The organism is Dyella sp. 05T440, from assembly GCF_056395965.1.
The window spans coordinates 1-12976 of sequence record NZ_JBFTKN010000019.1; the positions used below are offsets into that span (position 1 = coordinate 1).

General features: G+C 63.2%; 11 protein-coding genes and 1 riboswitch. Of the genes, 1 reads left to right on the plus strand and 10 read right to left on the minus strand.

Annotation, left to right across the window (positions count from 1 at the left end; translation table 11 throughout):
* Positions 1-652 precede the first annotated feature (652 nt).
* The 4 genes from AC1DE1_RS19020 to AC1DE1_RS19035 form a co-directional block, all read right to left on the minus strand.
* A complete protein-coding gene (locus AC1DE1_RS19020) occupies positions 653-1657 on the minus strand; it encodes a ribonucleotide-diphosphate reductase subunit beta (RefSeq protein WP_046972461.1) in 1005 nt (334 codons plus the stop codon).
* Positions 1658-1681: 24 nt separating this feature from the next.
* Complete coding sequence (locus tag AC1DE1_RS19025; protein ID WP_441605357.1) at positions 1682-1909, minus strand: hypothetical protein; 228 nt, start codon at positions 1907-1909, stop codon at positions 1682-1684.
* Positions 1910-1921: 12 nt separating this feature from the next.
* Positions 1922-4408, minus strand: a complete 2487-nt coding sequence (locus AC1DE1_RS19030) for a ribonucleoside-diphosphate reductase subunit alpha (RefSeq protein WP_477175107.1) — start codon at positions 4406-4408, stop codon at positions 1922-1924.
* 150 nt (positions 4409-4558) lie between these two features.
* Positions 4559-4773, minus strand: a riboswitch (cobalamin riboswitch).
* A gap of 163 nt (positions 4774-4936) precedes the next feature.
* Positions 4937-5809 (minus strand): type 1 glutamine amidotransferase domain-containing protein, encoded by an 873-nt coding sequence (locus tag AC1DE1_RS19035; protein WP_477179261.1) that lies wholly within the window; start codon positions 5807-5809, stop codon positions 4937-4939.
* Positions 5810-5936: 127 nt separating this feature from the next.
* Between AC1DE1_RS19035 and AC1DE1_RS19040 the strand changes: the two genes are divergently transcribed.
* Entirely contained in the window at positions 5937-7190 is a 1254-nt protein-coding gene (locus AC1DE1_RS19040) for a cation:proton antiporter (RefSeq protein ID WP_477179262.1), read from the plus strand.
* A gap of 60 nt (positions 7191-7250) precedes the next feature.
* On the opposite strand, the gene AC1DE1_RS19045 is transcribed toward AC1DE1_RS19040, so the two are convergent.
* From AC1DE1_RS19045 to AC1DE1_RS19070, 6 genes are all read right to left on the minus strand, one after another.
* Positions 7251-8096 carry an energy transducer TonB gene (locus AC1DE1_RS19045; RefSeq protein WP_477175104.1) on the minus strand — a complete coding sequence of 282 codons (846 nt, stop codon included), beginning with the start codon at positions 8094-8096 and terminating at the stop codon, positions 7251-7253.
* Between the two features lie 151 nt (positions 8097-8247).
* Positions 8248-10320, minus strand: a complete 2073-nt coding sequence (locus tag AC1DE1_RS19050) for a M13 family metallopeptidase (RefSeq protein ID WP_477175103.1) — start codon at positions 10318-10320, stop codon at positions 8248-8250.
* Between the two features lie 134 nt (positions 10321-10454).
* Positions 10455-10805: a hypothetical protein gene (locus AC1DE1_RS19055; protein WP_477175102.1), complete on the minus strand. Its 351-nt coding sequence runs from the start codon at positions 10803-10805 to the stop codon at positions 10455-10457.
* Positions 10806-11113: 308 nt separating this feature from the next.
* On the minus strand, positions 11114-11473 hold the full coding sequence (locus AC1DE1_RS19060) for a hypothetical protein (RefSeq protein WP_477175101.1): 360 nt from the start codon (positions 11471-11473) through the stop codon (positions 11114-11116).
* A gap of 247 nt (positions 11474-11720) precedes the next feature.
* A complete protein-coding gene (locus tag AC1DE1_RS19065) occupies positions 11721-12251 on the minus strand; it encodes an SRPBCC family protein (RefSeq protein ID WP_477175100.1) in 531 nt (176 codons plus the stop codon).
* A gap of 37 nt (positions 12252-12288) precedes the next feature.
* Complete coding sequence (locus tag AC1DE1_RS19070; RefSeq protein ID WP_441605366.1) at positions 12289-12963, minus strand: glutathione S-transferase family protein; 675 nt, start codon at positions 12961-12963, stop codon at positions 12289-12291.
* Between the last annotated feature and the right edge of the window lie 13 nt (positions 12964-12976).

Below are 12976 nucleotides of genomic sequence, written 5' to 3' on the forward strand. Positions count from 1 at the left end.
TACAAGGGTTATGCAGGTTACAAGGGTTATGCAGGTTCGTGGGTTGCGGATCAATCTTGCCGATCGGCTCTTCTGTGGGAGCGCACCCTGTGCGCGACAAACCTACGGAGCGGTACACCCAGGCGTGGCTGTCGCGCACAGGGTGCGCTCCCACAGACAAGCGGCAGGCGCGGCAAAGGACGGAGCGATGCCCAAAGCCGATGCGCAGCGAGGCCCCGCTTTAAGTCCTCAGCGATTCGGGCGCGTTGCGCAGCGCTTTGAGGTACCCCCTGTGTACCCTCGGAGGTTGTCCCACAACCACGCGCCTCGAGCGCTCGGGCTTATCCCAACACCATGCTGCGGGCGTTATCAGGCCATTCTCTTTGGGTTACTTTCGACGCGAAGCTAGTCCCGAGGGATCTCTTGGGCCAGCAAGAGAAAAGTGACTCGAGCGGCGGCAGCCGTTCGAAACGCCCGCCGCGTAGGCGGCACCCTGGCCTCAAGGCGGCAACCGAAGACCGAGGCCCTGAATGACCAGCCATGAGGCTGTTGAAAAGCGCCTCCGGCCTGCGCCGGGATGACGAACAAAAAGCAGGTCTCGCCGAGACAACAAGCGAGATCCAAATTTCAACCTACGCGAGCCGAAGCACCAACCACAAACCCCACCGCCCCATCAAAACGCCATGTCAAACGCCACATCCCCCTGCACACCCACCTGATACGCCGACACACGACGCTCAAAGAAGTTGGTCACTTCCTGCACATCCTGCAGATCCATGAAGTCGAACGGATTCTTCGAGCCGTACTTCTTGGGCATATCCAGCTGCACGAGGCGCTGGTCGGCGCAGTACTCCAGGTACTGGCGCATTTCCTTCGGCGAAAGACCGGCCACGCCGCCGGAGAGCACATCTTCCGCGAACTGCGTTTCGCAGGCGATGGCCTCTTCGAGCATCGCTTCCACCTGCGCGCGCATCTCCTCGTCGAACAGCTCGGGCTCTTCGGAGCGCACCGTGCGTACCACGTCAAACGCAAACGCCATATGGCCAGACTCGTCGCGGAACACCCAGTTGGTGCCCGAGGCAAGGCCATGCAGCAGGCCGCGCGAACGCAGGAAGTAGACGTAGGCAAACGCTGCATAGAAGAACAGGCCTTCGATGCACGCCGCAAAGCAGATCAGGTTGAGCAGGAACTGGCGTCGATGCTCACGCGTCTCCAGGCGCTGCAGGCCCTGGATGGAGTCGATCCACTTGAAGCAGAACTCGCCTTTCTGGCGGATCGACGGAATGTTCTCGATCGCGTCGAACGCCTTGTTGCGTTCGGTCGGGTCGGGAATATAGGTATCGAGCAAGGTGAGGTAGAACTGCACGTGCAGCGCTTCCTCATACAGCTGACGCGACAGATACATGCGCGCTTCGGGCGCATTGATGTGCTGGTACAGGTTGAGCACCAGGTTGTTCGACACGATCGTGTCGCCGGTGGCGAAGAACGCGACCAGGCGATGGATCAGGTGACGATCCGCATCGGACATCTTGGATTTGAGATCGGTCACGTCCAGCGAGAAATCCACTTCCTCCACCGTCCACGTGTTCTTGATCGCGTTGCGATACATCTCGTAGAACTCGGGGTAGCGCATCGGGCGCAAGGTGAGTTCAAAGCCTGGATCAAGAATGTTCGACATGGTGTTCCTCGGTAAACGTGCTGCTCAATCCAGCTTGCGTGCGTAGCGGTCGCGCACGAAGCGGCTGATATAGGTGGACAGGCCAAGGCCCGCCTCGGCGAGCGCCTGCATGTTCTTCACATGCAGGCGCCCGGGTGTTGCGTCGGTGTATTCGTAGAGTCCGTCCTTTACGAAACGAACCCGGATGTAGCCCTTGCCAGCTTCGTAGCTGGCGACCCCGGATTTGCCGCTGAGGTTCCGGTAGGGCTTCATCGTTGCGCCTTCTTACTGACAAGCCTCGCAGTACTCCGGATTCTCCAGCGAGCAGAACACTGCCGCCGTCGCCTCTTCCTGCTCCTCGACCGGTGCGGGTTTCGCCACCGGCGCGGCCGACACCGTGGTCTTGGTGATCTTGGTCGCCGGACGCGAGCGCAGGTAGTAGGTGGTCTTGATGCCGGACTTCCATGCGTACATGTACATGGAGCTGAGCTGGCCGATGTTCGGATTTTCCATGAACAGGTTCAGCGACTGGCTCTGGTCGATATACGCGCCGCGCGCGGCACCCAGGTCGATCAGGGCCTTCTGCGGCAGCTCCCACACCGTGCGATAAATCAGGCGCAGACGTTCCGGAATGGCGGCAATGCCCTGGATCGAGCCTTCCGCCAGCTTGATGGCGTCGCGGATTTCGCTCGTCCACAGGCCCAGCGTCTTCAGCTCTTCCACCAGATAGCGGTTCACCACCAGGAAGTCGCCCGAAAGCGTCTCGCGCTTGAACAGGTTGCTCACCTGCGGCTCGATGCACTCGTAGCAGCCGGCAATCGAGGCGATGGTCGCGGTCGGCGCAATGGCGATCAGCAACGAATTGCGCAGGCCCTTGGCCTTGATCGACTCGCGCAGTGCATCCCAGCGTGCAACATCGTTCGGCTGCGCGTTGGTCCAGTAGTCGAACTGCAGCTCGCCATTGGCTGCGCGCGTTTCCGCAAAGCCCGGGTGAGCGCCGTGCTCCATCGCCAGTTCGTTCGACTGCGACAGCGCGTTGAAGTAGATCTCTTCCGCGATGCGCGTCGACAGCGCCAGCGCTTCGGCTGAATCGAACGCCAGGCGCAGCTTGAAGAACACGTCCTGCAAGCCCATCACGCCCAGACCCACCGGGCGCCACTTGTTGTTGGCGACCTTGGCGGTGTCGATCGGGTAGAAGTTCAGGTCGATCACGCGATCGAGCTGACGCACAGCCGTACGCACCGTGCCGGCGAGCTTGTCGAAATCGAACTGACCGTCCACCACGTGGCGCGACAGGTTCACCGAGCCCAGGTTGCACACCGCCGTTTCGTCGGCATTGGTGACTTCCAGGATTTCGGTGCACAGGTTCGACAGGTGGATGACGTTTTCCGCCTTCGCCGTCTGGTTGCTGGTGGCGTTGCTGCGATCCTTGAAGGTCATCCAGCCATTGCCGGTCTGCGCCAGCGTGCGCAGCATGCGGGCGTACAGCTCGCGCGCCTTCACCGTCTTCACGGCCAGGCCGGCGGCTTCGGCTTCGCGATAAGCCTTCTCGAAGGTCTCGCCCCAGCTGTCGACGAAGTGCGGCACCACCTTGGGATCGAACAGCGACCAGTCGCCGTCGTTCTCCACGCGGCGCATGAATTCGTCGGGAATCCAGTTGGCCAGGTTGAGGTTGTGCGTACGGCGCGCGTCGTCGCCCGTGTTGTCGCGCAACTCGAGGAATTCCTCGATGTCGCCGTGCCACGGTTCCAGGTACACGCAGGCCGCGCCCTTGCGCTTGCCGCCCTGGTTCACCGCGGCGACGGAGGCGTCCAGCGTCTTCAGCCACGGCACCAGGCCGTTGGAATGGCCGTTGGTGCCCTTGATCAGCGAGCCGCGCGAACGCACGCGCGAGTAGGCCAGGCCAATGCCGCCGGCAAACTTGCTGAGCTTGGCCACGTCGCCGTACTTCTCGTAGATGGATTCAAGCGAATCCAGCGGCGAGTCGAGCAGGAAGCACGAGCTGAGCTGCTCATGCGCCGTACCTGCATTGAACAGCGTCGGCGAGCTGGCGATGTATTCCAGCGAGGAGAGCAGGCGATACAACTCCAGCGTCTCGCCGATCTCGTTGCCGCCGAGCGCGCAGGCGATGCGCATGAAGAAATGCTGCGGCGTTTCGATCACCTTGCGCAGCTGCGGATGGCGCAGCAGGTAGCGGTCGTACACTGTGCGCAGGCCGAAGTATTCGAAGCGGCGCGTGGCGAGCGGATCGATCGCGTCGTTGAGTTTGCGCGCATTGATCTGCACGAAGTCGCGCAGGCGCTCGTTGAGGATGCCCAGCTCCGCGCCGCGCGCTATGGACTGCGAGAAGCTCTGGATTTCCTGGCCGCTCACTTCCTTGTCGATGAAGGCGCCCAGCAGGCGCGCAGCGAGCTGGCCGTATTCGGGTTCTTCGGCGGTGAGCGCAGCGGCCGTGCGGATCGACAGCTGATCCAGCTCCTGCGTGGTGGCGCCGTCATACAGGCCGCCGATGGTCTTGAGCGCCACGCGCATGGGATCGACCCCATGCAGGCCTTCGCTGCTGCGGGTGACGGCGCGGACGATCTTGTTCACGTCCACCACTTCCTGGCGGCCGCTGCGCTTGGTCACGCGCATCTGGCCGGGGTTGTGCGGCGGGGTCAGCGCGAACGGCGCGTCCGTGCGCGGCGCGTCGGCCACGGCGGTGTCGGTGGAAAAAGCAGTGTCGGCACGATCGTCTGCACGTTCGCGCCCGGTGGTATCGATAGGTTGCATCGCGACTTCGCTCCAAGCTTGGTCATCAACCGCCTGCTCCCGCGCGCAGGGCTGAAAAAAGGTGACGTTTCGCGGACGGTCGAGCAGCAGGGCAGCAGCCCCGCGCATCGACGCGCTTCCCCGCGGAAGCCGTCACTACGCACCAGGGCGTTGGGCCCTGATGTGCCGGCAGGTCTTCGGACTCGTGGACATGGGCGGTGAGGCCCGGCCTAGTTGCCCCCGCTTCCCAGCCGCCGAGGGCCAGTGCGATGGGGGCTTTCGTTTCCACTTACCGCTGCGGGGCAGTCCCGGATTTGCACCGGAGTTCCCTATTAAGCCATTCCGACCGTAGGTCTGAGAGTGGCACCGACGAGGCACAACATATCGGGCTACACCGGGTCGGTCAACCCAACAGATTGTGGATTGACCGTGGATAAGCCCGAAAACTCCAAGATGGGGGCGGAGTTAGGAAATGCTAGGAAATTTTCATAGGGGAGGTCGCTGCGGCGACTCTCGGCTAGTGCAAGTGCCGCCTCTCCGAAAAGCGTCTCAAAGGCGCGTTTCGGCCTGCGTCTCAAGGAGGGCTGCGAATTCGCGGGCGAACCGGTGCACGTCGCCCGGCCAGCGGGACGACACGTAGCTGCCATCGCGTACGACGAAGGCGGGCGTGTCGTCCGTGTCGCTGTCGCGTACCAAGCCGGAGGTCTTGCGCTGATGGTCGGTGGCGTCCTTGGGTACGTCGAGGAAATCGTCGGGGCTGGCCAACGCACGCGTCACTTCCTGCTGGACGGACATATAACCCGTTGGCTGGCCCGCGCCGTCGGGATAGGTGCGGTAGTAGTCCGGATCCCAGAAGCGCGTGATGCGGGTGAGCGACCACGCGGATTTTTCCAGCGCCCAGGTGAGGGCGGTGGTGCGCCGCCCATGCAGCACGGAGCGACCGTCCGCACCGCGGCTGCGCGCCGCCAGTACGACGCCGTGGCAAATCGCAGCCACCGGTTTGTCGGCGGTGAAGAAGGCAGCCGTCACGCGCTGCAGCTGCTCGCTTTCCAGATACTCGCGAACGCCGCGCGCGCAATGTCCACCCGGCAGCAGCAAGCCGTCGAATCGTTCGGCATCGATGGCATCCCAGGCGATCGGGGCGTTGAACGCCACATCCTTCTCAAGCGCCGCGTAATCGCGCCGCGCATCGGCATTGGCGCGCAACAGCAAGCCGAACAAGCGCAGCTTGCGCAAACCGGGCACGAAACCCCAGGGATCCAGCCCTTCGCCACTCAACATGATGGGGTCGGCGCTGGCCACCCGGCCATCGGGCGTGGCGAACGTCGCGCGATGTCCCGCTTCGATGAGTACGCGCCATGGCACTGCAACTTCGCTGGGATCGAAGTCCTGATGCGGAACGGGGATGAGTACGTGGGCCATGCGACGGGCGTCCTTCGATGTGGGCGCATCCTGGCGGATGACGTGATCGACGCATGTTGCGGGTCACCGCACATACAAGGCAAGCTCCGGGCTTGGCCGTTCGGCCCTCTATTTCACCGGGAAATCCATGGGCCATCCGCTGCTGCTCGTCCAACTGCTGGTGATCATCGTGGTGTCGCGGCTTATCGCTGCGCTCGCGAGGCGCATCGGCCAGCCGGCAGTTGTTGGCGAAATGCTGGCAGGTCTCGCGTTGGGCCCGATCGTGTTCGGCGCCATCGCACCGGAGTGGCAGCAGCAGCTGTTTCCCGTCGACAGCCTCGGCAACCTGCAGAGCCTCAGCACGCTGGGCCTGGTGTTGTTCATGACCGTGGTAGGGGCGGAGTTGCGCGTGCCGGCCAGTGCGCAGGGTGGCTTGCTGCGGCCGGCGGCGTGGATCGGCGGGCTGGCCATCGTGATTCCTGTCGCGCTCGCCTTGCTCGCCGCGCCATGGCTGTATGTGGACTATGCGCCGCCAGGCATCAGTCGACTGGGCTTTACCTTGTTCTTTGCCACGGCGTGTGCGATCACCGCATTGCCCGTGATGGCGCGCATCGTGAAGGAGCGCGGCATCACCGAGTCGCTGCCCGGCCGCCTCGGCATCGCGGCAGCAGCGGTGGCCGACGTGCTGGCCTGGATCATGTTGGCCTTCGTGGTGGCGCTGATCAGCGCACATGGCGACTGGGCGCCGTTCTGGCGCACCATGATCGGCCTGGCCGCCTTGCTCGTGCTGACCTGGTTCGTGCTGCGCCCGTTATGCGCAAAGCTGCTGGCGCGTCACGCACCGGACGGCAATGCCGACGGCGCGGTGCTGGCCTTCCTGCTGGCCGGCGCCTTCGGTTGCGCAGCCATCACCGAATGGCTGAACCTGCATGCGGTATTCGGTGCGTTCCTGTTCGGCGCCTGCCTGCCGCGCGACGATCGCCTGCTGGAAAACCTGATCGATCGCGTTGAACGCGTCACCATTGCCGCGTTGTTGCCGGTGTTCTTCGTGCTGGCCGGACTGAGCACCAGTTCGAAGCTGCTGACCGGCGGAGCAGGCATCGCCTTGTTGCTCGTGCTCGCTGTTTCGGTGGCCGGCAAATTGATCGGCGGCACAGCTGGCGCACGCCTCTCCGGTCAGAACTGGCGCGACAGCCTTACCATCGGCTCGCTGATGAATGCGCGCGGCATGATGGAGCTCATCGTCATCAAGGTTGGCCTCGATGCGGGCGTGATCAACAGTGCGATGTTCACCATCCTGTTGGTGATGGCGATTGTGACGACGATGATGACGACGCCGATGGTGTCGGCGTTTCATGTCGATGCAGGCGCGCGTTCGGTGGACGAGCCCAGTTCGAGCTGACCGCGCTTAGCGGCGATGCCCAAAGGAACTCCAGCGAGTGGCGTTCCGTGTGTCGATAACTCAGTTGGGCGCTGTCTGTGAAATCAAATGTGTGCCACTTCCCAGCAGATGGATCGAGCCGTCAGGAATGGCATCGGGCGCTTCTGCGACTAGCGCAGAATCCTCAGCCCAGGCGATGTGCTCACGGGGACCCGGCACGTACACGTCCCACTCGCCATACGGCGTCTCCGAGCCGCTGCTCATTATGAAGCCCACGGGTATCCGCGCGTCCCAATAGGGCGCTTGTACCAGGTTGCCCGATGTGGGCAGTTGGAACTTCCAGTATCTCGACGCTTTGATGGCAGCGTGGGCAAGGTCTTCGCGAAATTCGGCCATCCGCGCAGCGCTTGGTACGGAGACGCCGAGATTGACTTGTTCGGCGCTCACATCGGTGACTTTGCCGTCTTGACCGACACGGACGAGGAGATAAACCGTGCCGGAGACGTTGTTGTTGCGAGAAAGCGATGGATAGACGGGCGGCACACGACGTGCCCACGTGATCGTCGCACCTTCCGCCTCGTCCTTGTCGCTGAAATCGGCGCTGGCAACGCGTAACGTCATGTGGCGATCGTCGGCGCTGGTGGCGACGATGCGCAGCGACATCCTTTCCTGAAACGGTGTCGTATGGGCCTCGCCGAGCTCGAATTTCCAGGTCGGCGCGACGCGCTTTATGAGATCCAGGACAGCAGGCGGCAGCTTTTCTGCCTTGTACAGCGCGTAGCTGCCAACCTTTCCGTCAGGAAGAACTTCGACGGTTCCACTCACCAGCATGCTGGCTTCGATGGGATCCTTCGGACTGTTCGCGTGGACCGACGACGCCAGCAGCAACATGGCCGCCGCGAAGGCAGCCGAACCCCAACGAGCCATGACGCATTCCCCCTCCGGAATATGGCCGCAGTCTAGTCATGGCGATCAGGCGCAGCAATGTGCCGCGCCGGGCGGCTTGCCGGCATTCCCGTGGCTTTCTCAAGCCACTGCAGTCAGCCGGCAGAGCTCACATGCTTGTCGTCGGATACTCTCACCAGATCCGCACCCGCTCCTTCGGATCCAGATACAACGCATCCCCCGGCTGCACCCCGAACGCCTGATACCACCCATCGATGTTGTGCACCGGCCCATTCACGCGGAACTTGCGCGGCGAGTGTGGATCGCTGGTGACCTGGCGGCGGATGGCGTCGTCGGTGAGTTTGCCGCGCCAAGCCTGGGCCCAGCCGATGAAGACGCGCTGGTCGCCAGTGAAGCCGTCGATCACCGGAGCGGGCTTGCCGTGCAGCGACGCGTGGTAGGCGTCGAGTGCAAGGGTGAGGCCGCCCAGATCGGCGATGTTCTCGCCCATCGTGAGGTTGCCGTTAATATGTACGCCGGGCAGCGGTTCGAACGCGTCGTACTGCGCGCCGAGTTTCTTGGCGCGTTCGTCGAATGCCTTGGCGTCGGCCGGCGTCCACCAGTCGCGCAGCGCGCCGCTGGCGTCGATCTTGCGGCCCTGGTCGTCGAAACCATGGGTGAGTTCGTGGCCGATCACGCCGCCAATGGCGCCGTAGTTGATTGCCGGGTCGGCGTTGGGATCGAAGATCGGCGGTTGCAGGATCGCCGCGGGAAACACGATGTCGCGCAGCGAGCCGTTGTACGCGTCATTGGTCTGCGGCGTCATGCTCCAGTCACTGCGGTCGACCGGCTTGTCCAGGCGATCGACATTGAACGACCAGTCGGCCTGCGCGGCGCGTAATACATTGCCGGCAAGATCATCGCTGCGCATCGTGACTTTCGAATAGTCGCGCGGATGATCGGGGTAGCCCACCTTGATGGTGTAAGTGTCGAGCTTCTTCAGGGCTTCCTTGCGTGTTGCCGGGCCCATCCAGTCGAGGTGTTCGATGCGCACGCGATAGGCGGCCTTGAGGTTGGCCACGAGTGCTTCGATCTTGGCTTTTGACGAGGCGGGGAAATACTTGTCGGTGTACAGCTGGCCGACGGCCCAGCCCAGATTGCCGAAACAGGCGAGGCGGTCACCTGCGCCGCAGTCGCCGCCGGATACCGCGTGCACGCCGCGCTTCCACAGCACTTCCATCTGCTGCTGGCCGGCAAGCGTCTTGTCGTGCATCTCGAAGTACGCCTGCTGGAAGGGCGTCGAGAGGTAGTACGCCGCGTTGTCGGCAATGCGTGCGGCCTGCCACGCCTGGATGGTGGCGACGGGCGTCTTCGCATACAGCGCCGCGAGCTGGGGAAACGCGGTCTTTTCCATCACCACGATCTGCTTGCGCTGGTCGAGTTGGGCGGACTTGAGGAAATCATTCCACGCAAAGCCGGGCGCGAGCTTCTGCAGGTCGCTTATGCTCATCGGGTTGTACATCGCCACCGGATCGCGTTGCTCGACCTTGCTGATGCTGGCCTGCGCGATGGCGGTTTCGAAGGCCAGCACATCCTTTGCGGCAGCCTCCGGTTGAGGCCATCCGGCGAGGGTGAGCAGCTGCGTCACGTACGCCTGGTAGGCCGCTTTCTGCTTGGCAAATTCTGGCTTGAGGTAGTAGTCGCGGTCCGGCAGGCCGAGACCTGCCTGTGATACGTAGACGGCGTAGCGATTGGTGTCTTTCAGGTCGACATCGAAATAGATGTTGAACAGTGATCCTTCGAAATCCAGGCCGCTGCGACCCATCAGCGCCGCTTGAGCGTCGCGCGTGGTGGCCTGCTTCACGGCATCGAGTTGAGGCGCGATCGGTTTGGCACCGAGCGCATCGACGCGTGCCTGATCCATGAACGATTGATAGAACGCGCCGACCTTGCCTTCGATTGAGGCGCCGTTGGTCTTGTCCCGCGCCGAGGCCTCCATCAGCTCGTGCAGACGCTGCTCAGTGAGGTCGGTCATGGCCAGTCGCAGGCTGACGGCCGGCTTGTCGGCAGGAATCGGCGTGTGATCCAGCCAGGTGCCATTGGCGTAACGGAAGAAGTCGTTGCCGGGCTTGACCGAGGTATCGGCGCCCGCCTGGTCGAAACCCCATGCGCCGTATTGCGGCTTGCCCGTGGCCGTATCGGCCGCGTGAGCCACGCCCAGGCTCAGTGCACATGCGCACGCTGCCGCCAGAATCCTGCTGACCATACGCTACTCCCTCCCCAATGATGGTCCCGGGATACTGGCACGACGGCGGGGTGCGGCCAGTGCTGGAAGTTGTGGTCCAGCCACGGCCAGGAGCCCGGGCAGGCCGGGCCGCTGGCCTCACTGGCGGCTGGGGATCAGTACCCGTTGCGCTGGTAGTGGATGCGGCCGCTGTCGTTATTGAGCGACCGGTTGAGGTGCTGCTGTTCCGCCGCGGTCAGGTGGCCGCCATGCTCGGCCATGTCGCGCATTTCGCGGGCGGCGATGTTGGAATCCTGGCGCTCGTCGCGGAAGGCCTGTTGCGCATTGATCTGGCCATCGGCGATGCCGGCGTCGATGCGATTCTGCTGGTTGGCCAGGCGCTGGTTCACCTGGTTGATGCGTCCATGGCCCGGGATATAGATCGGATTGTCTTGTGCCGAGGCGGCGGCGCTGGCAAAGGCGGCGACCAGGCCGAAGGCGATCAGGCCGTAGCGGATGTGCTTCATGGTGGATTCCTCGCAGGTTCGAAAGTTGGGCGCGTATCGCTTGGGCGACATCGCGGCCTTGTTCGGGATGGCTGATATTTGCCGGTAGCGGGAACCGTGGAGCGGTTGACGGGAGCGGCGGATCTTTCAAGCCATACGTCGTTGAGCTGGCAGGTATAGATTCGCGCCAGCACGCCTGCGGGGTTTGCCAAAAGAACGTCGGGTTTGCCAAAAAGCACGATCGGGCTTCGCGTGGCGCTGCCGGCCCGGTTTCCAAATGCAAACGGCCCGGCAGGGGCCGGGCCGTTGCACTGGTCTGACGGAGGCGATCAGCCGCCGGTGCGCTGTTTGTGGATGCGGGTGCTGTCCTTGTTCAGCGACTTGTTGAGGTTCTTCTGTTCCTGCTTGGTGAGATGACCGCCGTGCTCGGCTTCGTCGCGGCTTTCGCGCTGCGCGATATTGGCATCCTGCTTTTCATCGCGGGCGGCCTGCCTGGCATTCATCTGGCCGTCGGCGACGCCGTTCTGGATGCGGTTCTGCTGGTTGTCCAGGCGCTGGTTCACCTCGTTGACGCGCGGATGACCCGGCACATCGGTGGTGCTGGTCTGTGCCATGGCGCCGGCACTGGCGAAGGCGGCGACGAGACCGAGGGCGAGCAGGCTGCGGCGTGACGACAAAACGTTCTTCATGGGCGATGTCCTCGTAGGTCCGACGGTTGGGACAGGCGTCACCGTCCAGAGCGCGAGCTCTCTGCATGGTGGATCGTGTGACCCCTGCAGTCATCCCCAGGAGGGATGACTTAGGCCGGAGAACGAGGGTTCTCCAAGGCGGTTGACGCTCAACACTCGCGCACCGCAAATCGTTCAGCAGCAAGCCGGCTTGCTTAGGCGCGGCGTAAGTTTCGCAGTCGAGTTGCGCGTCTGTTGCAGCGCGCAATCAGGAAGGACGCTCGGCCAGCGCGCGCAAGTTGAGCAGGCCCTCCTCGAAATCCTTGCCGACCATCTTGTCGAAGTTGAAGACCACGCCCATCAACTTGCTCATGAAAGGCGAACGCCCCTGCATGGCCCAGATCACGCGAGTGGCATCGCCCTGCGGTTCAAGCACGAACTCGGCCGTGTTGCTGGCCTGGAAGGGCGTGAAGAATTCCAGCTTGATGCGCACGAGCGAGGACGGCGTCGATTCGCTGATCTCCATCCTGCCGCTGCCAATGTTCTTGTTGCCGTTCCAGCCGTAAGCGGCGCCCGGACCCGACGAGGGGCCTTCAAACGTGCGCTGCATGGTAGGGTCCTTCTTCTCGTACGGCGACCACGACTGCCAGCGGTGCAGCTCATTGATGAAGGGAAAGATGCGTTCCGGCGGGGCCTTGATCGATGCGGAACGTTCGATGCGGAATTGATCGGGCCGCATCGCCGCGATGATCAGCACGACGGCGACAAGCAGCAACACAACGATGAGTGCGATGAGCATGGGGAGCTTCCTTGATGTCGATAGCGAGGGGCGGAAGTCAGGCTTCCGCCGTTTCCATGGGAACCATGTGCATATAGGGCTGCGCTTCATGCAGCACGCGTGCGAATGACGGACGCTGCATCAGCCGCAACAGGTATGCCGCCGTCAGCGGGTGCGCGTCCTCCAGCGGTATCACCAGATTGGCGTAGAACAGCGCGGGCGACGCGGCGCAGTCGGCCATGCTGAAGTGCTGGCCAGCAGCCCACGGACGGCTGCCGTTGTCACGCGCAAATTCCAGTTCGATCAGGTCCAGTGCCGTGCGCAGCTTGTCGCGCGCCTGCGTCACGCCCAGGTGGTCGCGCTCGGCCTTGGGGCGCAGGCGGTCGGTGATCACCTTCTGCATCGGCTCGCTCACGTACTGGTCGAAGAAGCGATCGCGGAAGCGCACTTCGCGGGCCTGATCGGCGTCATGGGGAATCAGCGCGGTGGTGCCGGGGTAGTGCAGCGCGAGGTACTCGATGATGATGCTCGATTCGGGCACCAGGCAGCCGCGTGCATGGTCGTTGAGCACCGGGAACTTGCCGATCGGCCACAGCTTGTAGAACGCGTCGCGCGCGGACTCGTCCATCAGGTCCACCACGTGCGGATCAAAGGGCGTGTCGTTTTCGTACAGCGCGACCAACACCTTGTGGCAGTACGAGGCCAGCGGATGCATATAGAGCGTGAGTGACATGGTGGCGTCCCGG

What these genes read in the sequence shown, in the direction of transcription:
- AC1DE1_RS19070 (WP_441605366.1), bottom strand. Translation starts at nt 12,963, where the DNA reads ATGTCACTCACGCTCTATATGCATCCGCTGGCCTCGTACTGCCACAAG.
- AC1DE1_RS19030 (WP_477175107.1), bottom strand. Translation starts at nt 4,408, where the DNA reads ATGCAACCTATCGATACCACCGGGCGCGAACGTGCAGACGATCGTGCC.
- AC1DE1_RS19060 (WP_477175101.1), bottom strand. Translation starts at nt 11,473, where the DNA reads ATGAAGAACGTTTTGTCGTCACGCCGCAGCCTGCTCGCCCTCGGTCTC.
- AC1DE1_RS19050 (WP_477175103.1), bottom strand. Translation starts at nt 10,320, where the DNA reads ATGGTCAGCAGGATTCTGGCGGCAGCGTGCGCATGTGCACTGAGCCTG.
- AC1DE1_RS19020 (WP_046972461.1), bottom strand. Translation starts at nt 1,657, where the DNA reads ATGTCGAACATTCTTGATCCAGGCTTTGAACTCACCTTGCGCCCGATG.
- AC1DE1_RS19040 (WP_477179262.1), top strand. Translation starts at nt 5,937, where the DNA reads ATGGGCCATCCGCTGCTGCTCGTCCAACTGCTGGTGATCATCGTGGTG.
- AC1DE1_RS19045 (WP_477175104.1), bottom strand. Translation starts at nt 8,096, where the DNA reads ATGGCTCGTTGGGGTTCGGCTGCCTTCGCGGCGGCCATGTTGCTGCTG.
- AC1DE1_RS19065 (WP_477175100.1), bottom strand. Translation starts at nt 12,251, where the DNA reads ATGCTCATCGCACTCATCGTTGTGTTGCTGCTTGTCGCCGTCGTGCTG.
- AC1DE1_RS19035 (WP_477179261.1), bottom strand. Translation starts at nt 5,809, where the DNA reads ATGGCCCACGTACTCATCCCCGTTCCGCATCAGGACTTCGATCCCAGC.
- AC1DE1_RS19025 (WP_441605357.1), bottom strand. Translation starts at nt 1,909, where the DNA reads ATGAAGCCCTACCGGAACCTCAGCGGCAAATCCGGGGTCGCCAGCTAC.
- AC1DE1_RS19055 (WP_477175102.1), bottom strand. Translation starts at nt 10,805, where the DNA reads ATGAAGCACATCCGCTACGGCCTGATCGCCTTCGGCCTGGTCGCCGCC.